Below are 24,383 nucleotides of genomic sequence, written 5' to 3' on the forward strand. Positions count from 1 at the left end.
CGGAGGGTCAGCGGAAGGTCCGCAGCCGGAGGCTGTTGCCGACCACGAAAACCGAGGAGAAGGCCATCGCCGCGCCCGCGATCATCGGGTTGAGCAGGCCGGCGGCGGCCAGCGGCAGGGCGGCGACGTTGTAGCCGAAGGCCCAGAAGAGGTTGCTCTTGATGGTGCCCAGGGTCCTGCGGGAGAGGCGGATGGCGTCGGCGGCCGCGCGCAGGTCGCCGCGGACCAGGGTGAGGTCGGCGGCCTCGATGGCGGCGTCGGTGCCGGTGCCCATGGCGAGTCCGAGGTCGGCCTGGGCGAGCGCGGCGGCGTCGTTGACGCCGTCGCCGACCATCGCGACGACCTTGCCCTCGCCCTGCAGCCGCTGGACCACCGCGACCTTGTCCTCGGGCAGCACCTCGGCGATCACGTCCTCGGCGGGGATGCCGACCTCGGCGGCGACGGCCTCGGCGACCAGCCGGTTGTCACCGGTGAGCAGCACCGGCCGCAGGCCCAGGGCGCGCAGTTGGGCGACCGCCTCGGCGCTGGTGGGCTTGACCGCGTCGGCGACCTCCAGGACGGCCCTGGCCTCGCCGTCCCAGCCGACCGCGACAGCGGTGCGGCCGGCGGCCTCGGCGGCGCGCTTGGCCCCGGCGAGCGCGGCGGGCAGCTGCTGCGACCACGCGGCGAGCAGGGACTCGCGGCCCGCGACCACCGCGTGGCCGTCGACGACGCCCTGGACGCCGAGGCCGGGGACGTTCTCGAAGCCCTCGACGGCGGGCAGGGTGCCGAGGCGCTCGGCGGCGGCGGTGGCGATGGCGGCGGCGATCGGGTGCTCGGAGGCGTGCTCCAGGGCGCCGGCCAGACGCAGCGCCTCGTCCTCGCTGACGCCCTCGGCGGTGCGCACGGCGAGCAGGGTCATCCGGCCGGTGGTGACGGTGCCGGTCTTGTCCAGGACGACGGTGTCGACCCGGCGGGTGTTCTCCAGCACCTCGGGGCCCTTGATGAGGACGCCGAGCTGGGCGCCGCGGCCGGTGCCGACGAGGAGCGCGGTCGGGGTGGCCAGGCCGAGGGCGCAGGGGCAGGCGATGATCAGCACGGCGACGGCGGCGGTGAAGGCGGCGGTCCAGCCCTCGCCGGTGCCGAGCCAGTAGCCGAGGGTGGCCAGGGCCAGGGTGATGACGATCGGCACGAAGACGGCGGAGATCCGGTCGGCGAGCCGCTGGGCGGCGGCCTTGCCGCTCTGGGCGTCCTCGACGAGCCTGGCCATCCGGGCGAGCTGGGTGTCGGCGCCGACCCGGGCGGCCCGGACGACCAGGCGGCCGCCGGCGTTGACGGTGGCGCCGGTGACGGTGTCGCCGGGGCCGACCTCGACGGGCACGGACTCGCCGGTCAGCATCGAGGCGTCGACGGCGGAGGCGCCCTCGACGACCACGCCGTCGGTGGCGATCTTCTCGCCGGGGCGGACCACGAACAGCTCGCCGACGGTCAGTTCGGCGACCGGGACGCGGAGCTCGGCGCCGCCGCGCAGCACGGTGACGTCCTTGGCGCCGAGTTGCAGCAGCGCCTTGAGCGCGGCGCCCGCGGTGCGCTTGGAGCGGGCCTCGAAGTAGCGGCCGGCCAGGATGAAGGCGGTGACCCCGGCGGCGGCCTCCAGGTAGATGTTGGACGAGCCGTCGGAACGGGCGATGGTGAACTCGAAGCCGTGCCGCATGCCGGGCATCCCGGCGTGGCCGAAGAACAGCGCCCACAGCGACCAGAGGAACGCGGCGCCGGTGCCGAGCGAGACCAGGGTGTCCATGGTCGCGGCGCCGTGCCGGGCGTTGGTCCAGGCGGCCCTGTGGAAGGGCCAGGCGGCGTAGGTGACGACGGGGGCGGCGAGGGTGAGCGAGAGCCACTGCCAGTTGTCGAACTGGAGGGCGGGGACCATCGCCATGGCGATGACCGGGACGGCCAGGGCGAGCGCGGTGATCAGCCGCTGCCGCAGCGGGGCGAGTTCGTCGGCGGGCTCGGCGCCGTCGTCCGGGCCCGCGGCGGACTCGGCGGCGGCGGGGCGGGGCACGGCGGCGGTGTAGCCGGTGGCCTCGACGGTGGCGATCAGGTCGGCGACCTCGACGGCGCCGGTGACGTTCACCTTGGCCTTCTCGGTGGCGTAGTTGACGGTGGCGGTGACCCCGTCCATGCGGTTGAGCTTCTTCTCGATCCGGGCGGCGCACGAGGCGCAGGTCATGCCGCCGATCTGGAGTTCCACCTCGGTGGAGGCGGGCGCCTGGGTGGTCATCTGGGCTCCTCGTGGGTCGTCGGTGGGGCGGTGGGGCGGGCGGGGGTCCGGGGCCCGATACCCCCAGGGGGTTCGGGGAGGCGGCGCCGGCCGGGGGCCGGGCCCCGGACCCGCCGGGCGGTCAGGCCCGGCCGGTGAGCTCGTAGCCGGCGTCGTCGACGGCGGCGCGCAGGGCCGCCTCGTCCGGCTCCGCGGCGGCGGAGACGGTGACCAGGCCGGCCGGGACGTCGACGCGCACGGCGGTGACGCCGGGGAGGGCGGAGACCGCCTTGCCGACGGCCTGCTCGCAGTGGCCGCAGGTCATCCCGGCGACGGCGTAGGCGGTGGTGACGGCCGTGGCAGCGGGGTCGACGGTGATGGTCGAGCCGGTGGAGCAGGTGCCGTCGCTGGAGCAGCAGGACATGGGGTCCTCCGTGAGTAGCAGGGTCGCGATACCCGGCGGGGGTATCGGCTGGCGATGACTCCATTTATACCCCTGGGGGGTATGCCTCGCAAGCCCTCGCCCGGGATCGGCCACCCTTGACCCCATACCCCTAGGGGGTATCTAATCAGCGGCGTCGGAGGACCAGCTCGACGACCCCTGGAGATCCCCATGCCCGGCTACCACCACGAGAAGGACCAGGTGCAGCGCAGGCTGCGCCGGGTCGAGGGCCAGATCCGCGGACTGCAGCGGATGGTCGACTCGGACAGCTACTGCATCGAAGTGCTCACCCAGATCTCGGCCGTCACCAAGGCGCTCCAGTCGGTCGCGCTCCAGCTGCTGGACGACCACCTCGGGCACTGCGTCCAGGACGCCATCGCCAAGGGCGGCGCGGACGCCGACGCCAAGGTCACCGAGGCCTCGCAGGCGATCGCCCGCCTGATGCGGGCCTGAACCGCCGCTCCCCCACCAGCCCCCGCCCCACCCGGCCACGCCCGCGCACCGAGGAGTCCGCCATGAACACCGCCCTGAAGATCGCCGCCTTCGCCACCGGCGTGACCACCGCCTTCGGCGCCGCGTACGGCGTCGGCCACCTCACCGGCGACGGGACGCCCGCCGCGCGCCCCACGAACGCCGCGCACGCCGGGCACACCCCGGCCCCCGCCGACACCGGCGCGGCGGGAACCGAAGCGGCAGCAGCAGCCGAACGGCTTCCCGGCGGCCTGCAGATCTCCGAACGCGGCTACACGCTCGCCCTGGAGAACCCCTTCGCCACCGCCGGCGCCCCGGCCGAGCTGAGGTTCCGCGTCCTCGGCGCCGACGGCCGCCCGGTCACCGCCTACCGCCCGGCGCACGAGAAGGAACTGCACCTGATCGTCGCCCCGCGCGACCTCTCCGACTTCCAGCACCTCCACCCGGTCCGGGCCGCCGACGGCACCTGGAGCGCGCCCGTCGCCCTGCCGGCCGCCGGGGAGTACCGGGTGTTCGCCGACTTCACCCCGGCCGACGCCGCCGAGGGCCTGACCCTGGGCGCGGACCTACACGTCGCCGGCGAGCTGCGCCCGGCCCCGCTGCCGCAGACCGGACGGACCGTCACCGTCGACGGCTACACCGTCACCCTGGACGGCGAGCTCACCCCGGGCCGGGCCGGGCAGCTGACGCTGAACGTGGGCCGGGACGGGCGGCCCGTCACCGACCTCCAGCCGTACCTCGGCGCGGCCGGCCACCTGGTCGCGCTGCGCGCCGGCGACCTCGCCTACCTGCACGTCCACCCCGACGGCCGGCTGCCCGAGGGCGCCGCCACGGCCGGCGGGCCGGCGATCACCTTCACCACCACGGCGCCCAGCGGCGGCGAGTACCGGCTGTTCCTGGACTTCCGGCACGAGGGCACCGTGCACACCGCCGCGTTCACCCTCCCCGTCGGCGGCACCCCCGCACCCGTCACCCCCGCACCCGTCACCCCCGCGCCCGCCATCCCCGCGCCCGCCACCGGGCCGGCCGCCGGGACCCCGGCACCCGCCGCCGAGCCGACCGGGCACGGCGGTGCGGGCCACCAGCACTGAGAGCGCCCCCGCCCGCACGGCACGGGCCCCGCACCGGAGGAAGTCCTCCCGGTGCGGGGCCCGTGCGCGGGCGGCCCGCCGGATCAGCCGAAGTAGCCGAGCGCACCCACCGCGCACAGTCCGCCGGCGCCCATGAACACCGGCATCAGCACCTTCAGCTCCACCCAGCTGCCGGCCCGGAACCGCATCGCCTTCGGCGGCCCCAGCGGGTACCAGCGCTTGCGGCCGATCGGGATCGGCCACAGCACCGGGCAGCCCGAGACGGTCAGCGCGTCGCCCAGGCAGTGCACCAGCGCGCCGAGGGTGATCGGCAGGCCGATCCACAGGTACTCCTGCCCCGGCTGGTCGAACAGCCAGAGCGCGCCGTTGCCGGGCTTGTCCAGCACACCGGTGATCAGCCAGGTGGAGGCCGCGCCGAGCAGCCAGACCAGGACGTCGCTGGAGACCCGGGCCTGGCGCCACAGCAGGCCCTCGATCGCCAGCACCATGTGCACGAAGAGCACCACCAGCACGCCCCACCGGCCGCCCCACACGGTGACGGCCGACGCGCCCGCGCCGCACAGCACCGCCCAGAGCCAGGTGTGGGTCAGGGTGCGGTGGCCGCCGGAGCGGCGCGGGTCGTGCCTGCTGCGGGTCGCCTTGTACACGGCGTAGGAGAGCTTGTCGATCACCTCGCAGAGGATCCTCGACACCGGGCCGAACGCCCGGGATATGGTCGCCGCCTTGTGGTCGAGGTCCGGCGCCAGCGCGGCGCCCGCGCAGATCAGCGCCCCTGTCAGCAGTACCGGCCAGGGCATCGGTTCGCCCATGGCCTCCGCGATCGCTCCCACGCCCAGCCATGCCGCCGCGCCCGACAACGAATGCGCCGGTCCCATCATCTTCTCGGCTCCCGCCCTCGTCCCGAAGCGCCCGTCGCGAGGGCTTTCGCGAGGGCCTGACCGGGCGGCAGCATAGCCGCCCATGATCGAAAACATCGGAAGCCACGAATTCACCCGGATGGCGTACGGCAATCAGCCGTGGGAGGGAGACTGCCGAGCAGGGGAGCTGACGGTGCGTCACCGCCAGGGACGGCTCAGCCGCCCGGGCGCGTCGTGCCCGCGTCCGCCGCGCCGCGCAGGCGCGGCCAGGACAGTGTGGTGAGCGCGCGCAGCAGCCACTCCACCGGGCCGTACGGGTGCCGGGCCAGCCACCAGCGGCAGAACACGGCCTGCGCCGCGAACAGCGCGACACCGATCAGCGCCACCCCGGCCGGCGCCACCCGCCCGACCAGCCCGGCCCCCACGCCGGTGAACACCAGCACGCAGACCAGCGACTGCGTCAGGTAGTTGGTGAGCGTCATCCGCCCGGGCGGCGCCAGCACCGCCACCAGCCGCCGCCCGTGGCGCCCGGCGGCCAGCCGCAGCACGGTCGCCGCGTACGCCGCGGCCAGCGCCGGCGCGGTGATCACGTCCACCCCGAGCGCGAACACCTCGGCGGCCGGACCGGGGTGGCCGAGCGCCGACCAGGTGTAGACACCGGCGCCGAGCAGTCCGAGCGGGAAACCGACGGCCTGGAGCCGGCGCAGCGTCCGGTCGTGGCGGGCGAGGTCGGCCAGGGCCCGGTGCCGGCCGGCCGCCAGGCCGAGCAGGAAGGCCGCGAGGGCCGCCGGGGCCTGGAAGAACACCAGCAGGAACAGCACGTTCGGCAGCTGGTCGAGGTGCGCCCCGACGACCGCCCCGAACCCGCCGCGCAGGGCCTCGGTGGCGCTCTGCGCGTCGGCCGCGGCGGCGGCCCGGTCCCCGCCGTCGGCGCCGCGCAGGGCCAGGGCGAGCAGCCAGTAGGCGGCGGCGGTGACCGCGAGCAGGGCGACGGCCGTGCGCACCGCGGTGCGCGGCCGGATCCGGTGCAGTGCGAGCAGGACCAGTCCGAGCACCGCGTAGGTGGTGAGGATGTCGCCGGGGAAGAGCAGCACGGCGTGCAGCAGCCCGAGCGCGAAGAGGCCGGCCAGGCGGCGCAGGAAGCGCGGGGTGAAGCGAACGCCGCGCCGTTCGGCGGAGTCGAGCTGGAGGGTGAAGCTGTAGCCGAAGAGGAACGAGAACAGCAGGAAGAACTTCGCCTCGAACAGCAGCGCCACCACGGCCCGCACGGCGGTGTCGAGCGGTGAGCCGAAGCCCGGTTCGTCCACGCCGGTGCCGTGGTAGGCGGAGGCGAGGTAGGTGATGTTGACGGTCAGGATGCCGAACAGCGCGAAGCCGCGCAGGGCGTCGACGTCCGCGAGCCGCGTCGGACCGGCCCCCTCGCGGTGCGCTGCGGCGGCGGTGGCCGCCCCGGTTCGATTCTGCTCCATGGAATCCCCTCCAGAACTATCGCCATAGAAACTCTCGTTTCGAGAATGAACGTTGTATGGTCGATCACGCAAATCCGGAACGCGACGAGAGGGGCGCACCACCATGGGGAGCGAGGACGGGGGCGGTGGGCCCGCGCTGCTGCGCGCGGTGCCGGCCGGCGCCGAGGCGAGGGTCGCCGCGCTGTACTGGGAGGCCTTCGGCCGCAAGCTCGGCCCGGCGCTCGACCCGCCCGAGGCCGGCCGCGCCTTCATCGCCGGGCACCTCCACCACGACCGGGGGATCGTCGCCGTGCGGGGCGGGGAGGTCGTCGGCGTCGCGGGCTACCGGCTCGGCGGGCGCGGGCTGACCGGCGGCGGCGCCGGTGACGTGCTCGCCGCCTACGGCCCGGTCCGGGGCCTGCCCCGGCTCGCCGTCCTCGCGCTGTTCGAACGCAGGCCCGGGCCGGGAGAACTGGTGATGGACGGCATCGCCGTGGACGCCGGGCAGCGCGGGCGGGGCATCGGCGGACTGCTGCTCACCGAGGTCGCGGCGGTCGCCGCCGAGCAGGGCTGCCACCGCATCCGCCTCGACGTCATCGACGTCAACCCGCGCGCCCGCGCCCTCTACGAGCGCCACGGCTTCACGGCCACCCGCACCGAGCGGACCCCGTACCTGCGGACCCTGCTGGGCTTCGGCGCCGTCACCACCATGCACCGCCCGGTCACCCCGGCGGACGCCCGCGCCCGACCGCCCGCCGGGTGACTCCGGGGGCGGTCGGGCGCGGGCGGTGGGGGCGTCGCCGCCCCCGGAGGTCGACCGGGGCGGTCAGCCGAGCTGCGCGCCGTAGACGTGGTCGACCGCGAGGATCATGAGGACCCGCCGGTCGGCGACCATCACGGCGCGGTACTCGTCCCAGTCCGGGTGCTCACCGGCGGCGCGGCGGTAGTAGTCGACCAGCACCTCCACCTCGGGCCCCGCCGGGTCCTCCGACGGGCCGACCAGGGTGACCGTGCCCTCGGCGGTGGCCCAGGCCCGGCCGTCGGCGCGGGTGACCTCCAGGGCGGCGCGCGGGTCGCGGCGCAGATTGGCGGTCTTGGCGCGGCCCTCCGTCATCGACACGTAGAGCCGCTCGGCGGCCCGGTCGTAGTACGGCATCACGGGCGAGAGCTGGGGCCGCCCGTCGGACTTGATCGTGGCGAGCACGCCGAGGCGGCTCTCGGCGAGCAGGGTGCGGGGATCGAAGGTCGTCATGCCGGTCATTCTCCGCCGCCCTCCCCGCCGGAGGGCGCAGGACGGCGGAACTGCTCGATCAGCGAGGCGTAGCTCGCGCCGCCCTGCCCGGCCGCCAGCGCACGGCCCGCCAGCGTCCGGACGAGGTCCGGGAGTTCGGTGCTCACGCCGAGGCCGGCGCTCTGTTCGGCCAGGTGGTCCATCGCGGCGACGTGGGTCTCCAGGGTGGCGTCGTCGGCCGGGTAGGCACCGGCGTCGATCTGGTCGGCGTACCCCTCCAGCCAGCCGGCCACCGTCACGGTCGAGCGGGCGGCGAGCGGGGCGAAGGCCGCCGCATCCACGCCCGCCGCGCCGAGCAGCGCGGCGCCGTGCAGGAAGCCGTTGAGAACGCTCCACATCAGGCCGAGCACGGCGGCGTCGTAGAGCGCGGCCAGGCCGTGGTCCTCGCCCAGGTGGACGGTGGCGTCGGGGGCGAGGACGCGCAGCGCGGGCTCGTGGCGCTCGAAGTCCGCGCGGACGCCGCCGTACACCACGGCGGCCTCGGGCGTGCCGACGGCCGGCGGCACCGCGAGGATCGCGCCGTCCAGGTACCCGCCGCCCGCGGCGGCCACCCGGGCGGCGTTCTCCCGGGCCTGCGCGGCGGTACCGGAGGTCAGGTCGACCAGCACCCGGCCGGCGAGCGGTCCGGGGCCGGCGGCGTCGAGGCGGTCGAGCAGGTCGCGGACGGCGGCGTGGTCCGACACGCAGACCACCACCAGCCCGGCGGCGGCCACCGCCTCCTCGGGCGAGGCGGCGGCGCGGGCTCCCGCCGCGACGGCGGCGGCGGTCTTCGAGGGAGTGCGGTTCCACACCGTGGTGGGGTGGCCCGCGCGCAGGAACGCCCCGGCCAGGGCCCGTCCCATCAGCCCGAGGCCGAGGACGGCGACGGGGGTGTCCTTCGCCGGTGCGTTCCGGGGTCCATTCCGATCATCGGTCATGGCGCCATCCTGAACCCTCACACCAATGTGAGGGTCAAGGCGGGAAGGTGACGACGGATCAGCGCTTGAGGTAGGCGAGCACGGCGAGCACCCGGCGGTTGTCGTCGGCGGAGGCCTCGATCCGCAGCTTGGCGAAGATGCTCGCGGTGTGCTTGGCGACGGCGCTCTCGCCGATGTGCAGGGTGTTCATGATGGCGGCGTTGGAGCGGCCCTCGGCCATCAGCCGCAGCACCTCGTGCTCGCGCGGGGTCAGCTCGGCGGTGGTGCCCCGGGCGTCGCTGCGGGCCAGCAGCTTGGCGATCACCTGCGGGTCCATCACCGTGCCGCCGGCCGCGACGCTGCGCACCGCGTCCACGAACTGGGCGGTGTGGGTGACCCGGTCCTTGAGCAGGTAGCCGATCGCGCCCTCGCCGCCGGCCAGCAGCTCCTGGGCGTAGAGCTGGTCGACGTACTGGGAGAGGATCAGCACCGGCAGGCCGGGGCGCGCCCGGCGGGCCTCCAGGGCGGCGCGCAGTCCCTCGTCGGTGAAGCTCGGCGGCAGCCGGATGTCGACCACGGCGACGTCCGGCCGCTGCTCGCGCAGCGCGCGCAGCAGGGCCGGTCCGTTGTCGACGGCGGCGACCACCTCGCAGCCGTGTTCCTGGAGCGTGCGGATCAGGCCGTCCCGGAGGAGGAAGAGGTCCTCGGCGAGGACGACGCGCAGGGGGGCCGGGAGGGGCTCGGGGAGGGGATCTCGGAGCGGATCTCGCACGGTATCTCCAGGGTCACGGTGGTCGGGCCGCCCGGCGGGCTGTGCAGGGCGAGGGTTCCGTCGACGGTACTCAGCCGGCGTGCCACGCCGCGCAGGCCGGTGCCCCCCTCCGGGCGGGCGCCGCCGCGGCCGTCGTCCGCGACGACGGCGCGCAGGGTGCCGTCCGCGTGCGTCAGGCGGACCGTCACCTCGCGGCCGCCCGAGTGCTTGGCCGCGTTGGCGAGCAGTTCGGCGACGGCGAAGTAGGCGGCGGTCTCGACCGGCACCGGCAGGCGCCCCGGCAGCTCCGCCGTGACGTGCACGTCGAGGAAGCTGTCCAGCGCGAGGGAGCGGACGGCGTCGCCGAGGCCGCGGTCGGTGAGGATCGGCGGGTGGATGCCGTGGACCAGGTCGCGCAGGTCCTGCAGCGCCCGCGCCGACCCGGCCCGCACCTCGCGCAGCAGGGCGCGGGCACCGGCCGGGTCGGCGTCCAGCAGCCGGGTGGCCTCGTCCAGCGCCATGCCGACGGCGACCAGCCTGGCCTGCGCGCCGTCGTGGAGGTCCCGCTCGATGCGCCGCAGTTCGTCCGCCCGCGCGTCCAGCGCCTCGGCCCGGGTGTCGGTCAGGTGCTCGATCCGCCGCACCAGTTCGGTGGTGTACGGCGCCGCGAGCGCCCGGCGGCTCCAGTTCGCGTGCAGTTCCAGCGCGGCGGGCGCCAGCCGCAGGCCCGCCCCGGCGAACAGCAGGCCGAGCACGGCGGCGGCCAGCATCGAGGCGGTGGAGTCCACGAGCACGAAGGCGTACCAGTTGTTCGGGCCGAGCCACGGCCAGACGAAGGGCTGGACGACGGCCCCGAACAGCCCGAACGCGACGAGCCACAGCGGCACCCCGACCAGCAGCCCGCCGGTCCACGGCTCCAGCCACGACCACCTGAGGTCCCGCCAGAAGCCGTCGTCGCCGAGGATGCGCACGGCGCGCCGGCTCCGCGGGCCGTCCGCGGGCGGCAGCGGCTCGGGCGGGCTGATGCCGGTCCCGGTCCAGCGCTCCGTCCAGGCGCGGCCGCGGTCGGACGCCCGGCGCAGCGCCTGCGCCGCGCCGGGCAGCAGCGGCCGGCCCACCCCGATCGGGAGCAGCATCAGCGCCCCCACCACCAGCGCGCCGACCGCGCTCACCACGAGGGAGTGCAGCGAGAGCAGCTGACAGCGGGCCAGCGCACGCACCTGTGCGCGCGCCGTGTTCTCCGCCTCCGCGCCGTCCTGCCCCGTCGCCATGCCCGCCCGTCGCTCCGTCACCTCAGCGCGCCCCGTGCCGCGCCGCCGGGATCCTATCCGGCCCGGCCACCGGCTCCTCCCGGTACGCCCCCTCCGGGTGCGCCACGTCCGGGTGCGCCGCGTCCGGGTGCGCCCCGCTCCGCCGGCGGGACCGCAGCACCCACGCCACCGCCGCCACCAGGCAGGCGCCGCCGAACAGCACCATGGGCGCCACGGTGCCGTCCTCCTCGTCCATCGTCAGCAGCATCCCCAGGTTGACCAGGGTGTGGAAGCCGCCCGCGAGCAGCAGCCGGCCGGCCGGCGCGTCCTCCAGGGCGAGCCCGAGGACGACCGACATCGCCACCGCGGCCAGCAGGAACCCGGCCGCGTACGCGGGCTGCTGGGCGAACACCTGCACGTGCCACCCGCCCCAGAACAGGCCCACCGCGACCGAGGCGGTGACCGGCCCGAAGCGGGTGCGCAGCAGCGGCTGGAGGTAGCACCGCCAGCCGATCTCCTCCCCGCAGGCCCCGAGCAGCTGGGCCAGGACGATCAGCGTGAAGGGGTGGGCGAGGGAGCGGGGGTCGGTGAGCCGGGCATCGCCGTCGAGCAGCGCGTAGGCACCGGCGGCCAGGGCGATGATCAGCGGCGCGGTGAGCAGCAGCGCCGGCCCGGTACGGCCCGGGCCCGCCCACGCGGTGTCCTTCCGGGCGCCGCCGGCCCCGGGGCCCGCCCCGGCCAGCCGCCTCCGGATCCGCTCCGGCCACACCAGGGCCGCCACCAGCACCCCGGCGGCCGGGCCGAACTGGGTGAGCTGGAGGACCTCGTCCGGGATCCCGGTCGCCGGCTGGAGTGCGCCCAGGGCTCCGGCGGCGGGGAAGGCGACGGCGAGGAACACCGCCGCCTCCGCCTTCCACGCCGTCCGCCGTCCCCGGCGCTCCCCCGTCTCCAGGTCCGTCTCTGTCCGCATGTCGTCCGCCTCCGGTCCGCTCGATCGCGTGCTTCCTTCGGCGTCGACTCTTCCGTCCCGGCGGCCGCGGGCCATTGCGGGTAGCTGCCCAGGAGGGGTGCAGCTAGGTGCACCCCTCCTCGACGGCACCGGGAGGGCGTCCGCCGCCGGTCCGCGGGGAACGGGGGCCCACCGGTGGTGGTCGGCGGGTCGGCGGGTCGGCGGGTCGGCGGGTCGGTCAGAGGTCGAGGAGTTCGACGGTGACGGCGGTGGTGTCGCCCGGTTCCAGGCCCTCGGCCGTGCGGACGGCGCGCTTGACGGGCAGCACGTAGCAGCCGCGGGTGCGGTCGGGGAAGATCGACGTCTGCCAGGCGCTGCCGCCGAGGGTGACCCGCACGCGCAGCGAGCCGAAGCCGCGGCGCGGACCGGCGGCCACGTCGCGGATCTCCTCGGAGGCCTCGACGGGCAGGCTGACGAAGGTCCAGCTGTCGGCTCGCCGGGCGTCCCAGATCCAGAGCTCGGCCTCAAAATCGAACACCACGGGGCCAGCATCGCACGCGGCACCGACGGACCGGCCGCTCCCGCGTCCCGTCGCGCCCGCGCTCACATCGGCAGGGAGTGCAACCGCACGGCGCCCTCCGGCCGGCGCGCGCCCTCGTGCAGCGGGAACCACATCGTGCGCAGCGGCATCACCACCGGGCCGGCGGGCTGCTCGACCTCGACGGGGCCCTCCACCGGGCGCCAGCCGAGGCGGGTGTAGAGGCCGGCCACGTCGGGACGGCAGAACAGGATCGCCGCCTGCGGTCCGAGCTCGCGGGCGCGGGCCAGTGCGCCACCCACCACCGCGCGGGCGAGCCCGTTCCCGCGCCGCCCGGCGGCGACGGCCACGCCGCCCAGCCCGACGACGTCGGTCCGCCGGCCGCCCACCGACACCGGCAGCACGACCAGCCCGGCGTGCGCGACGAGCGGGCCGTTCGGCTCCGCGCGGATCCCGACGTGGTGCTCCTTGCGCCGCCAGGTGATCCCCAGCGCGTCGACCCCGAACGGGTCCGGGGTGTCGCCGAATATCTCGGCGGGGTCGTAGCTCTCCAGGGGGACGACGTCGTTCTGATGATCGGTCATGCCCGCATGCTGCCATTCCGGGCGGGCCCGCGGGCCGGTTCTCCTGCGAGCACCGGCCCGGGGCGGCGTCAGCGGACCACGTCGAAGACCTGCTTCTGCAGACCGTTGGAGTAGACCGCGTGCTCGACCAGCGCCAGCTTCTGGGCGTCCTTGTCGGTGGTGCTGAACAGGCGCTTCCCGGCGCCGAGCAGCAGCGGGTAGACGAGCAGGTGGTAGCGGTCGATCAGACCGGCGTCGGAGAGCGCCCGGTTGAGGGCGGCGCTGCCGTGGACGATGATCGGGCCGCCCTCGGTCCCCTTCAGCGCGGCGACCTCGTCGAGCGAGCGCAGGAGGGTGGTCTCGCCCCAGTTCGCCACCAGGTCGCCCTCGGTGAGGGTGGTGGAGACGACGTACTTCGGCAGTTCCTTGTAGCGGGCGAACTCCGCCATGTCCGGCCAGACCGGGCTGAAGGCCTGGTAGCTGACCCGGCCCAGCAGCATCGCGGTGGCCTCCTCCTGCTCCTGGCCCTTGATCTCGTAGGCCTCGGGGACGAACTCGATGTCCTTGAAGGTCCAGCCGGAGTTGCGGTAGCCGGGTTCACCGCCGGGAGCCTCGACGACGCCGTCGAGGGAGATGAACGCGGTGCTGATCAGGGTGCGCATGATGGTTCCTCGGTGAGCGGTGGTAGCGGCGATGGCAGCGGTAGCAGCACTAGCAGTGGTAGCGGTTGCGACGGCGTAGCGGTGTCAGCCGTGGTAGCGGTTGTGGCAGTGGTAGCGGTGATAGCGGTGGTAGCGCGTGGATGCGCGGGTCAGGCGAGGACGCCGGCCAGCCACTGCTGCCAGGCGGCCTCGATGCCCTCCGGCCGGGGGCCGAAGAGGTGGTGGAACATCAGGACCAGGCCGGCGCCGTGGTGGAAGGTGTAGAGGCCGTCGGCGGTGCGGACGGAGAAGCGCTCCGCGTCCGCCCAGACCACCTCGCCGTCCAGGGCCGGCAGCCCGGCCGGCTCGGCACGCAGCCGGGCGCCGACGGCGGGCGGGGACGGCAGGGCGAGCGCGCCGGCCAGCGCCGCGCGCAGTTCCTCGGCCGGGCGGCCGGGCACCGGGCCGACGGCGAAGACCGGGGCCCCGGTGCGGCCCGGGAAGTGCGCCAGGTACTCGCGCAGGGTGTGCAGGTGGAACGGCCAGCCGCGGCGCAGCGCGTCGTACTCGTCCTCCCAGTCGTCGCCGAGCAGGCCGCTGTGGACGACGCGGAGCACGGTGGCGGCGCCCTCGCGGCCCTCGACGAGGTACTCGAAGGCCATGAAGCGGCCGTTCTCGGCGGTGGCGGTGCGGGTGGCCAGGCGCCTGCCGGGCTCGTAGGCGGTGATCACCGCGGCCTCACGGTGGCCGCCGATCTCCATGACGGCGGTGCCGCCCTCGCGCGGGTCCAGCTCGTTGCGGCCCATGAACCAGGAGTCCAGGCCCGGTCCGGTGGCGATCGCCTCCCAGACCTCGTCCGGGCTCGCCGGCAGGGCGGTCTCCAGCTCGATCTCGAACGGGTGGGTCATCGTGCGTGCTCCTGTCCCGGCTCGGCGCCGGTGTCCGTGGCGGGGATCTGGTGGAGCCCGGCGACCACCCGGTGGGTGCGGCCGCCGGGGGCGGACTCGTCGTGGTAGCGGCTGACCAGCACGGCCACCGCCTGGGCGAGTTCGTCGGCGAAGGCGGTGCGGTCGGCCGCGGAGGCGAACCGCACCTGGGCGTCGATGCCGAAGGTGGCGACCCGCCGCCGGGCCCGGGCGGCGCCGGTGAGCAGGGTGCCCACCTCCTGCACCAGCCGGGAGCCGAGCGCCAGCAGCCAGCGGGCGGAGAGCTGGTCGGGCGAGCGGGACGGGTCCGGGCTCACGGCGGCCAGGACGGCCGGCGAGATCACGTAGGAGGCGGCGGTGGCGCTGTACACCCGTTCGGTGACATTGCCCTTGCGCCGTTCCTCGGCGAGTTCGACGAGTCCGTGCCGCTCCAGCTCCTTCAGGTGGTAGTTGACCTTCTGGCGGGGCAGGCCCAGCCGGGCGGCCAGCATGGCCGCCGAGCCGGGCTCGGCCAGGGCGGCGAGGATCCGGGACCGGATGGGGTCCAGGGAGGCCTCGGCGGCGGCGGGTTCTTCGATCACGGCGACGTCCAGCACGTCTCCAGAGTGGCGCCGACAAAAAAATTTGTCAAGGACAAAATACTTGTCGGTGGCCCCGCCCGCGGCGGCGAGGTCCCGGCGCGGACGCGCGACGGCCGGGGCCCGCGCACGCGCGTGGACCCCGGCCGCCGACCGCTTCCGTCAGGCTTCCAGGCGGACCCTGTCGGCCTGCATCCCCTTCTGGCCCTGGACCGCCTCGAAGGACACCTTCTGGCCCTCGACGAGGGACTTGAAGCCGTTCCCTTCGATCGCCCGGAAGTGCACGAACAGGTCGGGGCCGGACTCCGGGGTGATGAAGCCGTAGCCCTTCTCGTCGTTGAACCACTTCACGGTGCCGGTCTGGCGCTCGGCCATGTCTTCTCCTTGCACGGGGGTCACGCTGACCGCGCCAGTCTCTCACGCAGCGGGACCGCACCCGCACGCAGCGTAGCGGCGCCCGTCGGTCCGCCCCGCACGACGAGCCGCCCCGCACGACGAGCCGCTCCGGGGCGTCAGCCGCCGCCGGCGGGGGCCGAGCCGCGCAGGCGCGCGATGCCCGTGTCGAGCGCGGCCTCCAGATGGGCGCAGCCGCCGGTGGTCATCAGGATCAGCACCCCGCCCTGGACGCCGGCCAGCAGGGCGGCGGCCTCCCGGTCGGCGTCGAGCGCCGGGTCGATCCCGCCGTCGTCCTGCATCCGGCGGATGCCGTCGGCGATCAACCGCTGCCACCCGGCGATGAGTTCGCCCGCGACGGCCCGGGTGGCGCCGGTGGCGTCGCCGAGCCGGGCGAGGGAGGCATGCAGCGGGCAGTCGCCGCCCTGGGCGCGGTAGCGGGCGACGACCTTGTCGCGCCAACGCTCCCAGGCGGCCCAGGAGGTGAGGGAGCCGAGCTCGGGCTGCTGGTCGGCGATCACCCGGGCCGCCTCGTGGCGGGCGACGGCGAGCAGCAGTTCGTCCTTCCCGCCGGGGAAGTAGTGGAAGAGCTGGCTCTTGCTGGTCCCGGTGCGGGCCATCACGTCCTCCAGCCGCACCGCGAACACGCCCTGGTCGCGGATCTGCTCGGCGGCTCCCTCGACGATGCGCTGCCTGGTCGCGGCGCCCTTGCGGGTGAGCGGCACGGGTCCTCCCCCGGTGGTGGTCGTGGTGGCGCTCCCCATTCAACCGTCCGGCCATTCAACCGTCCGGCCGCCGTCCGGCCGCTCAGGGCAGCAGCAGGAGCTTGCCGGTGGTGCGGCGCGATGCGAGGTCGGCGTGGGCGCGGGCGGCCTGCGCGAGCGGGTAGCGGCCGGTGACGGACGGGGTGAGCCGGCCGTCGAGGACGAGGTCGAACAGCTCGCCGGTGCGCCGCTCCAGGGCCTCGCGGGTGGCGACGTGGTGGTGGACCACCGGGTAGGTCAGCAGGATGCTGTCGGGCAGGTCGGTGGGGCGCAGGGTGGGCACGCCCATGAAGGGGCCGTAGTAGGCGTGCACCCCGTGCGGGCGCAGCGCCGCCTGGGAGGAGTGGAAGGTCTCGGCGCCACCGCCGTCGTAGACGACGTCCGCACCCCGGCCGCCGGTCAGTTCCCTGATGCGGTCCTCGAAGCCGCCGCCGCTGTGGACGAGGACGTGGTCGGCGCCGGCCGCCTTCGCGACCGGGGCCTTGTCCTCGCGCGAGACCAGGGCGACGACCCGGCCGCCGCGGGCCTTGACCAGCTGGGTGAGCAGCCGCCCGACGCCGCCCGCCGCCGCGTGCACCACGGCGGTGTCGCCCGGGCCGACCGGGTAGGTCTCGGTGGCCAGATGGCTCGCGGTGAGGCCCTGCATCATCACGGCGGCGGCGCTCTCGTCGTCGATGCCGTCGGGCAGCTTCACCAGCGAGGCGGCCGGGACGGCGAGCAGTTCGGCGTAGCTGCCCGGGTGGTAGAACCAGGCCACCCGGTCGCCGACGGCCAGGCCGGCGACGCCCTCGCCGAGGGCGGTGACGCGGCCCGCCCCCTCGGCGCCGAGGATCGCCGGGGCCGTCCAGCCGGGGCCGCCCTGGGCGCGGGCGCCGATGTCCATGTAGTTGACGCCGGCGGCGGTCAGGCGCACCAGCGCCTCACCGGGGCCGGGGACGGGGTCGGGCAGCTCGGTCCAGCGCATGACCCCGGGGCCGCCGTGTTCCTCGATGCGGATCGCGTGCATGGTGTCGCCTCTCTGTGCGGGCTCGTCCGAACCGGCCTTCCGGCGCGGTCCCTGCGGTGCGGAAACGGTCAGCACGGTAGGCCGCGGAAAATGGACCGGCAAGTCCAAACCGCAGGTCGGACAGGGCAGTTGGGCGGCGCGCCCGATCGCGTACGGTGTCCCGGAGGAGCATCGGGCGGGCGGCTCCCGGGCAGGGGCGCCACGCCGGGCACGAGGGTGCCGGGTGCGCTCCGGGGGCCGCCGCGACCGCGTGGCCGGCGCCCCACGGATCAAGATCCTGTTCACCATGCGCATCCGGCATACTGGTCGTGGCCAGGGCGTTCACGGCCGCGCGGAGGCATGTCCCGGCAGGGTGAGGGGCGGCTCGGGAGCAGCCGTGACGGGGGCGGGCCTCGGGGAGGGGACGGCTGTGGAGGACAGGGGCGTGTCCGGTGCGCCCGGCACCGCGGAGCCGCTGATCGGCCGGGACGGTGACCTGCGGGCGATCCGCGACCGGCTGCGGATCGGCGACGACGGCGGTGCGCTGCTGCTCGCCGGGGAGGCGGGCGTCGGCAAGAGCGCCGTCCTGGACGCGCTGGCCCGGTCGGCGCGGGCGGACGGCGTCCAGGTGCTCAGGGCGGCGGGCGTGGAGTTCGAGGCCGACTGCGGCTACTCCGGCCTCAACCAGATCCTCTTCCCGTTCCTGGGCGCCCTGGAACACCTCGACGGCACGCTGCGGGACGCTCTGCGGGTGGCGCTCGGCTTCGACATCGGGCGGCCGCCGGAACAGCTGCTGGTCTCCAACGCCGTGCTGCGGCTGCTCCAGACGGTGGCCGACGGGAAGCCGCTGCTGGTGGTCGTCGACGACCTCCCGTGGGTGGACCGGTCCAGCACGGCGGTGCTCGGCTTCGTCGCCCGGCGGGTGGCCGGTCTGGGCGTCAGCTTCGTCGCGGCGGCGCGCACCGGCGAGCCGCGACCGCAGGGCGCCGACTCCCTCCCCGGCTACGACCTCCCGCCGCTCGACGACGAGTCGGCGGCCCGGCTGCTGGGCAGCAGGTTCCCCGGGCTCTCCCGGGGCGCGCGCCGCCGGCTGCTGGCCGAGGCCGGCGGCAATCCGCTGGCGCTCCTGGAGCTGCCGGCCGCCCTGCGGCCCGCCGCCGCGGACTCCCCCGCCGTGCTGCCGCTCACCAGCCGGCTGGAGACGCTGTTCGGGGCGCGGGTCACCGTCCTGCCCGCCGCCTCCCGGCGGCTGCTCCTGCTGGCGGCCCTCGAAGGCACCGGCGACCTGGGGGTGCTGCAGGCCGCCGCGCGCCGGGTCGGGGGCGGGGACGAAAACGGCGGCGGGGACGGCCGGGGCGCGCTGGACGACCTCGCGGCGGTGGAGCGCGAGCGCCTGGTGCACATCGAGGAGGGGGCGCAGCGGCTGAGGTTCCGCCACCCGCTGATCCGCTCCGCCGTGGTGGGGCAGGCGCTGAGCGGCGAACGGCGCGCCGCGCACGCCGCGCTCGCCCAGGTGCTCGCCGACCAGCCCGAACGCCGCGCCTGGCACCTGGGCGAGGCGACCCTGGAGCCCGACGAGGAGGTCGCCGCACTGCTGGAGCACGCCGCCGGCCTGGCCCTGCGCCGCGGGGACGCCGCCGGGGCGATGCGCACGCTGATCCGCTCGGCGGCCCTCTCCCCCGAGGGCCCCGACCGCAGCCGCCGCCTCTCCGAAGCCGCCTACCTGGGGGCGGAGTCCACCGGCGCCCTGTCCAGCGCCCGCCGGCTGCTGGACGACGCGCGCCGGGCCGCCCCCGAGGCGTCGCTGCACTCCGCCACCGCGTCGGCGATGCTCATGCTGAACGGCGAGGGGGATGTCGCCGGCGCCCACCGGCTGCTGACCGACGCCATCGCGTCCGCGGCCGGATCCCACGGGTACCGGGCCGACGACCGGGCGCTGGTCGACGCGCTGCACGTCCTGGCCGTGGTCTGCTTCTTCGGTGCCCGGCCCGACCTGTGGCGCGACTACCACCGGGCGGTGGAACGCCTCGCCCCGCAGCCTCCGGCCATCCTGGCCGTGCTGGGGCAGACGTTCTCCGACCCGGCGCGCACCGGGGCGGCGGCGCACGGACGGCTCGACGTCCTCGTCGCGGAACTGGCGGGCGAGCCCGACCCGGTGCTGATCACCCGGGTCGGCACGGGCGCGCTCTACCTCGACCGGCTCGGCGAGGTCCGCGACGCGGCGTGGCAGGTGGTGCGGGCGGGGCGCGACGGCGGCCCGGCCCGGCGGTACATCTCCTCGCTCATCCACCTCTGCCTGGACGACTACCTGACCGGGCGCTGGGACGAGGCGGTGGAGCTCGCCGACGAGGGCCTCCGGGCGTGCGAGGACCACGACTACAGCGCGTTCGCCTGGTACTTCCTGTACATCAGGTCCATCGTCCTCGGCTCGCGCGGGCACGCGGCGGAGAGCCTGGCGACGGCCGCCGTCATCATCGAGTGGGCGACGCGGCACGGCGCGCCGTGCGCCGCGCACTACGCCCACCAGGCCGCGGCCGTGGCGGCACTGGGCCTCGGGGACTTCGCGCTCGCCCATCGCCACGCCGAGGCGGTCAGCCCCGCCGGCACCCTCGCCTCGCACGCGCCGCACGCGCTGTGGGTGGCGGCCAACCTCGTCGAGGCCGGGGTGCGCGGCAACCGGCGCGCGGAGGCCGCCGCGCACGTGCGGGCGATGCGCGAGGCCGGCCTCGCCGCCGTCTCCTCCCGCCACGCCATGCTGACGGAGGCGTCGGCCGCGCTGTGCGCCGAGGACGACGAGGAGGCGCTGCGGCTGTTCGCCCTCGCGCTCGGCACCCCCGGTGGCGCCCGGTGGCGCTTCGACCACGCCCGCGTCCAGCTCGCGTACGGCGAGCGGCTGCGCCGGGCCCGGGCGGCCGCCGGGTCCCGCACGCCGCTGCGCGCCGCGCTGGCGGCCTTCGAGGAGCTGGGCGCCCGGCCGTGGGCGGAGCGGGCGCGCCTGGAGCTGCGGGCGACGGGCTGGGGCCGGCGCGGGCCCGGCGCCGCGCACGGTTCCGGCCTGAGCGCCCAGGAGCGGGAGATCGCCGACCTGGCCGCGTCCGGCCTGACGAACAAGCAGATCGCGGAACGCCTCTTCATCTCCCACCGCACGGTCGGCGCCCACCTGTACCAGATCTACCCGAAGCTCGGCATCGGCTCGCGCGCGATGCTGCGCGACGCCCTCAACGCCCTCGATGCCCTCCCCGAGGACCCCGGCGCGCCCTGAGCCCGGCCCGGCGGGCGGCGTCGGGCGGCGGTCGGCGTCGGGCGACGGTCGGCGTCGGGCGACGGTCGGCGTCGAGAGGCGGTCGGCGGACCGTTCGCTCCGGCGAAACGGACCCCCCGGAGAATGTGGCAGTACTGCCACATGGCAGAAGTGCAAACATCGGGCGAAAGGATGCCGAGGGCCCGTGCCTGGCCTTGAGGACGCGTGAGGGGCCGTGGTTCAGTTCCGGCACCGCTCCACCGAAAGGCCCCCCCATGAGCTCGTCCCGGCCCAACATCCTGTGGACCGTCAGCGAGGACTGCCCGCCCCGCTTCGGCTGCTACGGCGACCCGCTCGCCACCACCCCCCACCTCGACGCCCTCGCCGAGCGGGGCACGCTGTTCACCAACGCCCACAGCCCCGCGCCGGTCTGCGCGCCCTCCCGGTTCGCCCTGCTGACCGGCGTCGCCCCGGAGAGCCACGGCCCCGCCCACCACATGCGCGCCCGAGCCCGCCTCCCGGAGTGGATGAGCACCTACCCGGAGCTGCTGCGCGAGCTCGGCTACTACTGCACCAACAACGCCAAGACCGACTACAACAGCGACACCGACCCGCAGGCGCTCTGGGACGAGTCGTCCGGCACCGCGCACTGGCGCAACCGGCCCGCCGGCTCCCCGTTCCTCGCGGTGTTCAACTACGACCCGACGCACGAGAGTTCGGTGTTCGGACGGGCCGAGTTCACCGTCGACCCGGCCGAGGTCCGGCTGCCCGCGTACCTGCCCGACACCCCGGAGATCCGCGGCGACTTCGCGCACTACTACCGCCACATCGCCGCCATGGACGCGTTCGTCGGCCGGCTGCTCGCCGAACTGGAGGAGGACGGCGAGCTCGACAACACCGTCGTCATCCACACCTCCGACCACGGCGGGGTCAACCCCCGCTCCAAGCGCTGGTGCTACGACGAGGGCCTGCACGTCCCGCTGATCGTCGCCGCCCCCGAACGTCACGCGCACCGCTTCCCGGCCCCGGGCACCCGCGTCGGGGCGGCCGTCTCCACGCTGCGCATCCCGCCCACCCTCGTCGACCTCGCCGGGGGCACGGCGCCCGCGCACATGCGGGGCGAGAGCCTCGCCCGCACCCGCTTCGACACCGCCGGCGAGCTCGCCTTCTCCATGCGCAACCGGATGGACGAGCGTCCGGACATGATCCGCACCGTCCGCGACGCCCGCTACCGCTACATCCGCAACTACGCCCCGCACCGGCCCTACGGAACGCACCAGGCCTTCGCCTGGCTGGCGGCCGGCTACCGGTCCTGGGAGACCGAGCACCTCGCCGGGCGCCTGGACGACGCGCAGTCCGCCTTCTGGCGCGAGAAGCCGGGCGTGGAACTCTACGACTGCGTCGCCGACCCGGACCAGATCCACAACCTCGCCGGCCACCCCGCCCACGCCGAGGCCGAGAAGCGGCTCGACGACGCGCTGCGCGCGCACGTCCTCGCCGTCCACGACAACGGCTTCCTGCCCGAGGGCTCCCCCACCGAGGGGTACGACGCCTCGCGCGCCGCCGGCGCCTACCCCCTCGCCCGGATCCTCGACGTCGCCGACGCGGTGGGCCGCCGCGACCCCGCCCTGATCCCCCGGTTCACCACCGCGCTCGCCGACCCGGACGCCACCGTGCGCCGCTGGGGCGCCGTCGGCCTGCTCGCCCTGCCCGTCGGCACCCCGACGGCGGAGGCCGTCACGGCCCTGCGCGCGGCGGCCGCCGACGACCCCGGACCGCACGTGCGCGTCGCCGCCGCCGAGGCGGTCGGCAAGCACACCGGTGACGTCGCGGCCGCCGCCCTGCTGGCCGACCTCGCCGCGCCCGAGTACCCCGAGGGCGTGCGGCTCGAAGCCCTCAACGCCCTCACCGCGCTCGGCCCGACGGCGGCGGCACCGCACCGCGCCGTGGTGGCCGCGGCGGCCGGGGAGCCCCTGGAGTACCTCGGCAACGCCGCCCGCTACCTGCTCCTGCGCATCGACGGCCGGTACACGCCCCACAGCACGGTCCTCGACCTCGAAGGCATGCTGGCCCGCGCCGCCGCGGCCGGACGCGCCCCGGGCAGGCCGGCGTAGGCCGTACGTCCGGCTCGCGCCCCCGGGGGTCGTGGGCGCGAGCCGGACGGTCCTCGGTGCCCGGCCGGCCGCACGGCGGCCGGCGGGCCGGGTCAGCCGGCGTGCGGAATGCGCGGCGGGCTGAAGTACCACTGCTGGGAGGCCGTCCAGTTGCAGGTGTAGATCTGCAGCTGGTTGCCGTCCTGCACGACGCCGCCGGGGACGTCCAGGCACTTGCCGGACTGCGGGTTGACCAGGACGTCGCCCTGGTAGCGGACCCACCGCTGGGCGTCGGAGCCGTTGCAGTCCCACAGCTGGACCGGGGTGCCGTCGGTGGTGCCGCTCGACGCGACGTCCAGACACTTGCCGAGGGCGGAAAGGGTGATGCCCGTCCCGTCCGGCTTGTCGGTGCCCGTCCACCACTGGGAGGCCGTGCCGTTGCAGGTGTAGATCTGCACCGGGGTGCCGTTGCCGCTGTCGCCGCCGCGGACGTCCATGCACTTGCTGTTGCTGAACACGCTGATCGTGCCGGCCGTGTTCGCGGCGTTCGCCGTCCCCGGCAGGACCGCGACGGCGATCGCGGCCGCCGCCAGCGCGCCCACCACGTGCCCCTTGCGCACGAGCTTGATCATCGGTCGTACCGTCCTCTCTCGAACCTTCGCGCCGAGGTGCCCCCGGCTCACGAGAAGGACTGTTCCGCAGCCCCGTGCACACCCGGTGGACGCGGGCGTCAACAGCCTGTACACAGGCCCGGGCCCTGCCGTCCGGACGGGGTGCCCGAGCAGGGCCTCCCCGGCCCCGTGCCGGGGGTACGAGTCCCGCCGCCCGTGCCCGGCGGGCCCTACTGGGTGGCGTCGCAGGTCCGGCAGCGGCTCACCGCGACGCGCCCGGTGTTGCCGCCGGTGGCCCGCAGCGGGCTGGACTCCGAGAGCCGGCGCCACGCGCCCGGCACGGGGTCGAGCACCCAGCCGTAGACGGGCGGTTCCACGTCCGCCGGGACGATGTGCGTGCAGCCGGGCAGATGGGCCTTCCCGCTCTCGTGCACGATGATCGCGGACGGCGGCCAACCGCCCCACTCCGCACCGGGCACACCCCGCGACGGCACACGCGGCGCGCACTCCGCGCAGTTGCTCAACTCGTGGCGGCAGTAGTCCATTCGGCCCTCACCCTGTCCGGTTCGCGGACCCGCAGTCTACGGCGGGCGACCGCGCGAGCGCGGATTCGAGCCACCCGGAGGTCACATCCGGTACTCGTAGCGGGATTTCGGGGCCGTTCGCGCGTGACGGAGGCAGGGCCGTGGAAGCATTCCGGCAGGGTGAAGCGTGACATGTCACATGGCTTCACTCTGCTCCCGGCTGTCGATCCTCGAAGGAGAGAAGTTCTGATGAAGCGTCATGTCGCCCTGCTGGTCGCCGGTGCCGTGGTGGCCGGGCTCGGCCTCGCGGGCGCCGGCCAGGCCGCCGCACGGACCACGGGCACGACCACGGGCACGACCACGACCACGACCACGACCACCTGCGCCTGGGGCCCGCTGGGGCTCGTCCGGAACCAGGTCTGTCTCACGGTCAACGGCAGCCTCGCCTCCGCCACCGGGTACTCGGCCACCTCCGGCGGAGTCCCGCGCCCCGTCTCCTACAACCTCGAAACCCGCGCCGCCGACGGCTTCGTCCTGGAACGCGAGGACGTCACCGCCACCGTGCCCGCCGGCGGACTCACCGTCGGCCCCGTCGCGAGCAACGTCCCGTGCGGCTCCGGCGTGACGGCCGTCTTCCGCGTCACCACACCGGGCTGGCCGCCGTTGACCGCCACCGTCACGGCCCCGGTCACCTGCTGAGCCGCGGGGGATCCGGCGCCTGCGCAGGAAAATCGTTTGGCGGACCACGGCGATCACTGCTAACTTGCCGGAGGCCGTGTGAGAGAACGAGGAGGTGGTACCCGTGAACGCAGTATCGACATGGGTGCTCCCCTCCGGGGTC

At 75.4% G+C, this 24,383-nt stretch carries 25 protein-coding genes; 6 read left to right on the top strand and 19 right to left on the bottom strand.

Features of this window, described 5'->3' with window-relative positions:
- Window positions 1–7: 7 nt before the first annotated feature.
- Complete coding sequence (locus tag ACFVVL_RS01710; protein WP_387670547.1) at window positions 8–2,260, bottom strand: heavy metal translocating P-type ATPase; 2,253 nt, start codon at window positions 2,258–2,260, stop codon at window positions 8–10.
- 121 nt (window positions 2,261–2,381) lie between these two features.
- Window positions 2,382–2,663, bottom strand: coding sequence for a heavy-metal-associated domain-containing protein (locus ACFVVL_RS01715; RefSeq protein ID WP_387670549.1), 282 nt, complete (start codon window positions 2,661–2,663; stop codon window positions 2,382–2,384).
- A 189-nt stretch (window positions 2,664–2,852) separates the two neighbouring features.
- Here ACFVVL_RS01715 and ACFVVL_RS01720 point away from each other — a divergent pair, with 189 nt between their 5' ends.
- Together ACFVVL_RS01720 and ACFVVL_RS01725 are read left to right on the top strand one after the other, a co-directional pair.
- Window positions 2,853–3,134, top strand: a complete 282-nt coding sequence (locus ACFVVL_RS01720) for a metal-sensitive transcriptional regulator (RefSeq protein WP_380293717.1) — start codon at window positions 2,853–2,855, stop codon at window positions 3,132–3,134.
- Window positions 3,135–3,196: 62 nt separating this feature from the next.
- Window positions 3,197–4,243 (top strand): hypothetical protein, encoded by a 1,047-nt coding sequence (locus ACFVVL_RS01725; protein ID WP_380293715.1) that lies wholly within the window; start codon window positions 3,197–3,199, stop codon window positions 4,241–4,243.
- An 83-nt stretch (window positions 4,244–4,326) separates the two neighbouring features.
- On the opposite strand, the gene ACFVVL_RS01730 is transcribed toward ACFVVL_RS01725, so the two are convergent.
- Window positions 4,327–5,121, bottom strand: a complete 795-nt coding sequence (locus ACFVVL_RS01730; protein ID WP_380293713.1) for a metal-dependent hydrolase — start codon at window positions 5,119–5,121, stop codon at window positions 4,327–4,329.
- Between the two features lie 194 nt (window positions 5,122–5,315).
- Window positions 5,316–6,569, bottom strand: coding sequence for a DUF418 domain-containing protein (locus ACFVVL_RS01735; protein WP_387670552.1), 1,254 nt, complete (start codon window positions 6,567–6,569; stop codon window positions 5,316–5,318).
- Window positions 6,570–6,672: 103 nt separating this feature from the next.
- On the opposite strand from ACFVVL_RS01735, the gene ACFVVL_RS01740 reads away from it, so the two are divergent.
- Window positions 6,673–7,311 (top strand): GNAT family N-acetyltransferase, encoded by a 639-nt coding sequence (locus ACFVVL_RS01740; protein WP_387670554.1) that lies wholly within the window; start codon window positions 6,673–6,675, stop codon window positions 7,309–7,311.
- Window positions 7,312–7,374: 63 nt separating this feature from the next.
- Here ACFVVL_RS01740 and ACFVVL_RS01745 read toward each other — a convergent pair whose 3' ends face one another.
- From ACFVVL_RS01745 to ACFVVL_RS01805, 13 genes are all read right to left on the bottom strand, one after another.
- A complete protein-coding gene (locus tag ACFVVL_RS01745; protein ID WP_387670556.1) occupies window positions 7,375–7,809 on the bottom strand; it encodes a PPOX class F420-dependent oxidoreductase in 435 nt (144 codons plus the stop codon).
- Window positions 7,806–8,756 carry an NAD(P)-dependent oxidoreductase gene (locus ACFVVL_RS01750; RefSeq protein ID WP_387670558.1) on the bottom strand — a complete coding sequence of 317 codons (951 nt, stop codon included), beginning with the start codon at window positions 8,754–8,756 and terminating at the stop codon, window positions 7,806–7,808. The genes ACFVVL_RS01745 and ACFVVL_RS01750 overlap by 4 nt, the downstream gene beginning before the upstream one ends.
- Before the next feature lie 58 nt (window positions 8,757–8,814).
- Window positions 8,815–9,459 (bottom strand): response regulator, encoded by a 645-nt coding sequence (locus tag ACFVVL_RS01755; RefSeq protein WP_380295476.1) that lies wholly within the window; start codon window positions 9,457–9,459, stop codon window positions 8,815–8,817.
- Window positions 9,411–10,757 (bottom strand): sensor histidine kinase, encoded by a 1,347-nt coding sequence (locus ACFVVL_RS01760; RefSeq protein WP_387670560.1) that lies wholly within the window; start codon window positions 10,755–10,757, stop codon window positions 9,411–9,413. Before ACFVVL_RS01760 ends, ACFVVL_RS01755 begins: the two co-directional genes overlap by 49 nt.
- 22 nt (window positions 10,758–10,779) lie before the next feature.
- Window positions 10,780–11,706 carry a CPBP family intramembrane glutamic endopeptidase gene (locus ACFVVL_RS01765; RefSeq protein WP_387670562.1) on the bottom strand — a complete coding sequence of 309 codons (927 nt, stop codon included), beginning with the start codon at window positions 11,704–11,706 and terminating at the stop codon, window positions 10,780–10,782.
- A 217-nt stretch (window positions 11,707–11,923) separates the two neighbouring features.
- On the bottom strand, window positions 11,924–12,226 hold the full coding sequence (locus tag ACFVVL_RS01770) for a DUF1905 domain-containing protein (protein ID WP_380295437.1): 303 nt from the start codon (window positions 12,224–12,226) through the stop codon (window positions 11,924–11,926).
- Window positions 12,227–12,288: 62 nt separating this feature from the next.
- Window positions 12,289–12,807, bottom strand: a complete 519-nt coding sequence (locus tag ACFVVL_RS01775) for a GNAT family N-acetyltransferase (protein ID WP_380295438.1) — start codon at window positions 12,805–12,807, stop codon at window positions 12,289–12,291.
- Between the two features lie 68 nt (window positions 12,808–12,875).
- Entirely contained in the window at window positions 12,876–13,448 is a 573-nt protein-coding gene (locus ACFVVL_RS01780; protein ID WP_387670565.1) for a dihydrofolate reductase family protein, read from the bottom strand.
- 149 nt (window positions 13,449–13,597) lie between these two features.
- Entirely contained in the window at window positions 13,598–14,335 is a 738-nt protein-coding gene (locus tag ACFVVL_RS01785) for an SRPBCC domain-containing protein (protein WP_380295442.1), read from the bottom strand.
- Window positions 14,332–14,949 (bottom strand): ArsR/SmtB family transcription factor, encoded by a 618-nt coding sequence (locus tag ACFVVL_RS01790; RefSeq protein WP_387670567.1) that lies wholly within the window; start codon window positions 14,947–14,949, stop codon window positions 14,332–14,334. The genes ACFVVL_RS01785 and ACFVVL_RS01790 overlap by 4 nt, the downstream gene beginning before the upstream one ends.
- Before the next feature lie 144 nt (window positions 14,950–15,093).
- On the bottom strand, window positions 15,094–15,306 hold the full coding sequence (locus tag ACFVVL_RS01795) for a cold-shock protein (RefSeq protein WP_380295444.1): 213 nt from the start codon (window positions 15,304–15,306) through the stop codon (window positions 15,094–15,096).
- Window positions 15,307–15,443: 137 nt separating this feature from the next.
- Complete coding sequence (locus tag ACFVVL_RS01800; protein ID WP_387670569.1) at window positions 15,444–16,049, bottom strand: TetR/AcrR family transcriptional regulator; 606 nt, start codon at window positions 16,047–16,049, stop codon at window positions 15,444–15,446.
- A gap of 82 nt (window positions 16,050–16,131) precedes the next feature.
- The gene (locus ACFVVL_RS01805) at window positions 16,132–17,094 is read right to left on the bottom strand and encodes a quinone oxidoreductase family protein (protein ID WP_387670571.1); all 963 of its coding nucleotides are present in this window, start codon (window positions 17,092–17,094) and stop codon (window positions 16,132–16,134) included.
- 424 nt (window positions 17,095–17,518) lie between these two features.
- On the opposite strand from ACFVVL_RS01805, the gene ACFVVL_RS01810 reads away from it, so the two are divergent.
- On the top strand, window positions 17,519–20,335 hold the full coding sequence (locus ACFVVL_RS01810) for an AAA family ATPase (RefSeq protein ID WP_387670573.1): 2,817 nt from the start codon (window positions 17,519–17,521) through the stop codon (window positions 20,333–20,335).
- A 254-nt stretch (window positions 20,336–20,589) separates the two neighbouring features.
- Entirely contained in the window at window positions 20,590–22,428 is a 1,839-nt protein-coding gene (locus ACFVVL_RS01815; RefSeq protein ID WP_387670575.1) for a sulfatase-like hydrolase/transferase, read from the top strand.
- Between the two features lie 92 nt (window positions 22,429–22,520).
- Here the strand turns inward: ACFVVL_RS01815 and ACFVVL_RS01820 are convergent, their stop codons facing one another.
- Window positions 22,521–23,039 carry a ricin-type beta-trefoil lectin domain protein gene (locus ACFVVL_RS01820; RefSeq protein WP_380295454.1) on the bottom strand — a complete coding sequence of 173 codons (519 nt, stop codon included), beginning with the start codon at window positions 23,037–23,039 and terminating at the stop codon, window positions 22,521–22,523.
- A 209-nt stretch (window positions 23,040–23,248) separates the two neighbouring features.
- Window positions 23,249–23,497: a hypothetical protein gene (locus tag ACFVVL_RS01825; RefSeq protein WP_387670578.1), complete on the bottom strand. Its 249-nt coding sequence runs from the start codon at window positions 23,495–23,497 to the stop codon at window positions 23,249–23,251.
- 294 nt (window positions 23,498–23,791) lie between these two features.
- On the opposite strand from ACFVVL_RS01825, the gene ACFVVL_RS01830 reads away from it, so the two are divergent.
- On the top strand, window positions 23,792–24,241 hold the full coding sequence (locus tag ACFVVL_RS01830; RefSeq protein ID WP_387670580.1) for a hypothetical protein: 450 nt from the start codon (window positions 23,792–23,794) through the stop codon (window positions 24,239–24,241).
- Window positions 24,242–24,383 lie beyond the last annotated feature (142 nt).

The organism is Kitasatospora sp. NPDC058115 (genome assembly GCF_042884635.1).
Lineage (GTDB): Bacteria > Actinomycetota > Actinomycetes > Streptomycetales > Streptomycetaceae > Kitasatospora.

What these genes read in the sequence shown, in the direction of transcription:
- ACFVVL_RS01710 (WP_387670547.1), bottom strand. Translation starts at nt 2,260, where the DNA reads ATGACCACCCAGGCGCCCGCCTCCACCGAGGTGGAACTCCAGATCGGC.
- ACFVVL_RS01715 (WP_387670549.1), bottom strand. Translation starts at nt 2,663, where the DNA reads ATGTCCTGCTGCTCCAGCGACGGCACCTGCTCCACCGGCTCGACCATC.
- ACFVVL_RS01720 (WP_380293717.1), top strand. Translation starts at nt 2,853, where the DNA reads ATGCCCGGCTACCACCACGAGAAGGACCAGGTGCAGCGCAGGCTGCGC.
- ACFVVL_RS01725 (WP_380293715.1), top strand. Translation starts at nt 3,197, where the DNA reads ATGAACACCGCCCTGAAGATCGCCGCCTTCGCCACCGGCGTGACCACC.
- ACFVVL_RS01730 (WP_380293713.1), bottom strand. Translation starts at nt 5,121, where the DNA reads ATGATGGGACCGGCGCATTCGTTGTCGGGCGCGGCGGCATGGCTGGGC.
- ACFVVL_RS01735 (WP_387670552.1), bottom strand. Translation starts at nt 6,569, where the DNA reads ATGGAGCAGAATCGAACCGGGGCGGCCACCGCCGCCGCAGCGCACCGC.
- ACFVVL_RS01740 (WP_387670554.1), top strand. Translation starts at nt 6,673, where the DNA reads ATGGGGAGCGAGGACGGGGGCGGTGGGCCCGCGCTGCTGCGCGCGGTG.
- ACFVVL_RS01745 (WP_387670556.1), bottom strand. Translation starts at nt 7,809, where the DNA reads ATGACCGGCATGACGACCTTCGATCCCCGCACCCTGCTCGCCGAGAGC.
- ACFVVL_RS01750 (WP_387670558.1), bottom strand. Translation starts at nt 8,756, where the DNA reads ATGACCGATGATCGGAATGGACCCCGGAACGCACCGGCGAAGGACACC.
- ACFVVL_RS01760 (WP_387670560.1), bottom strand. Translation starts at nt 10,757, where the DNA reads ATGGCGACGGGGCAGGACGGCGCGGAGGCGGAGAACACGGCGCGCGCA.
- ACFVVL_RS01765 (WP_387670562.1), bottom strand. Translation starts at nt 11,706, where the DNA reads ATGCGGACAGAGACGGACCTGGAGACGGGGGAGCGCCGGGGACGGCGG.
- ACFVVL_RS01775 (WP_380295438.1), bottom strand. Translation starts at nt 12,807, where the DNA reads ATGACCGATCATCAGAACGACGTCGTCCCCCTGGAGAGCTACGACCCC.
- ACFVVL_RS01780 (WP_387670565.1), bottom strand. Translation starts at nt 13,448, where the DNA reads ATGCGCACCCTGATCAGCACCGCGTTCATCTCCCTCGACGGCGTCGTC.
- ACFVVL_RS01785 (WP_380295442.1), bottom strand. Translation starts at nt 14,335, where the DNA reads ATGACCCACCCGTTCGAGATCGAGCTGGAGACCGCCCTGCCGGCGAGC.
- ACFVVL_RS01795 (WP_380295444.1), bottom strand. Translation starts at nt 15,306, where the DNA reads ATGGCCGAGCGCCAGACCGGCACCGTGAAGTGGTTCAACGACGAGAAG.
- ACFVVL_RS01805 (WP_387670571.1), bottom strand. Translation starts at nt 17,094, where the DNA reads ATGCACGCGATCCGCATCGAGGAACACGGCGGCCCCGGGGTCATGCGC.
- ACFVVL_RS01815 (WP_387670575.1), top strand. Translation starts at nt 20,590, where the DNA reads ATGAGCTCGTCCCGGCCCAACATCCTGTGGACCGTCAGCGAGGACTGC.
- ACFVVL_RS01820 (WP_380295454.1), bottom strand. Translation starts at nt 23,039, where the DNA reads ATGATCAAGCTCGTGCGCAAGGGGCACGTGGTGGGCGCGCTGGCGGCG.
- ACFVVL_RS01830 (WP_387670580.1), top strand. Translation starts at nt 23,792, where the DNA reads ATGAAGCGTCATGTCGCCCTGCTGGTCGCCGGTGCCGTGGTGGCCGGG.